1 protein-coding gene is annotated in these 1,450 nt (G+C 50.9%); it reads left to right on the top strand.

The genetic code is table 11. From position 1 onward, the window contains the following. Nucleotides 1-50: 50 nt before the first annotated feature. Nucleotides 51-1,411 (top strand): IS3 family transposase gene (locus PQR63_RS23580; RefSeq protein ID WP_408170722.1). Its coding sequence is split into 2 segments (ribosomal slippage): nt 51-528 and nt 528-1,411, totalling 1,362 coding nucleotides; the frame shifts between segments, so codons are not numbered across the junction. Nucleotides 1,412-1,450 lie beyond the last annotated feature (39 nt).

Here is a 1,450-nt window from a genome sequence, read left to right as displayed (position 1 = left end):
TGAACTGACCCCAAAGAGTTGGACATAAATCCAACCTTTGGGGTTTTTACATGGCGAAATACGAAACGAAATTTAAATATGCGTTGGTCAAGCGTTGCTTGTTCAATGGAAGCAGTGCCGTCGCGGTTGGAAAGGAATTCGGAGTTGATGATGGGACGGTGCGCCGCTGGGTGCAAAGTTACCGTCATCATGGGTTCAAAGGGCTAAGCAAGAAGTACGAGCACTACAGCAGCGAATTCAAATTATCTGTACTGCGGCGCATGAAGAAAGATCGGTTGTCTTACCGAGAAGTTGAAGCGATGTTCAATCTTCGGGGGCACGGTACGGTCAGTCGTTGGGAGCGGCTGTATCATGAGGGCGGCTTGGATACCTTACAAGCCAAGCCGAAAGGACGCCCGAAGATGATGAAGCCCAGCCTGCCTGCCACACCACCAAAAGCGAAAGCTGACGACACCCGCACACGCGAGCAACTGCTCGATGAGATCGACTATCTACGTGCAGAGGTGGACTATTTAAAAAAGCGGAAGGCCTTGGCTCTGGCACAGAAAGCGACTGCGCAAAAAAAGCGCGGCTAGTGCGAGATCTGAGGCAACACCACAAGCTGTCCAACCTGCTGAAGATTGCCGGCCTGGCCCGCAGCACCTTTTATTACCAAGTCAACGTTCTGGACGCGCCGGATCGGTACGCTGCGCTCAAGTCACGTATCCGGAAGATCTATAACCGACATAAAGGGCGCTACGGATATCGGCGCGTGACGGATGCTTTGCGTCGAGCAGGGGAAATGGTCAACCATAAGGTCGTACAGCGGTTGATGCAGGCGTTGCGCTTGAAATCGTTGGTGCGACCGAAGAAGTATCGTTCTTACCGTGGTCCTGGCCATGTAAGCGTCGCTAACCTGTTGCAACGGCAGTTCCAGGCAAAGGCATTCGGAGAAAAGTGGGTAACGGATGTAACGGAGTTCAATGTCGGGGGAGAAAAGTTGTATCTCTCACCCATCATGGATTTGTATAACGGTGAAATAGTGGCTTACCAAATGAGCCGGACAGCCCACTTCAGTTTGGTTGATGACATGCTCAAGAAAGCCATTGGAAAGCTACCAGATAAGCGGCGACCAATACTTCACTCAGACCAAGGGTGGCAATATCAAATGCACGCCTATCGAAGAACCCTTGCTGAGCACGGAATTACACAAAGCATGTCGCGGCGAGGAAATTGCCTCGACAATGCCGCCATGGAAAGCTTCTTCGGCACACTTAAATCGGAGTGCTTCTATTTGAAGCGCTTTACCAGCATTGATCAGTTGCAAAAAGAACTCCGCGAGTACATCCGCTACTACAATCATTACCGCATCAAAAGCAAGTTAAAAGGGCTGAGTCCTGTTCAATACAGAACCCAGCCCTCAAGGCCTTAACCGGCTTACATGACCGTCCAACTTTACGGGGTCAGTTCA

The organism is Herbaspirillum rhizosphaerae, assembly GCF_046025915.1.
Classification (GTDB): Bacteria; Pseudomonadota; Gammaproteobacteria; order Burkholderiales; family Burkholderiaceae_D; genus Herbaspirillum; species Herbaspirillum rhizosphaerae_A.
Note: the sequence above shows the minus strand (reverse complement) of the source record. Positions and strands in the feature narration are given on the sequence as shown.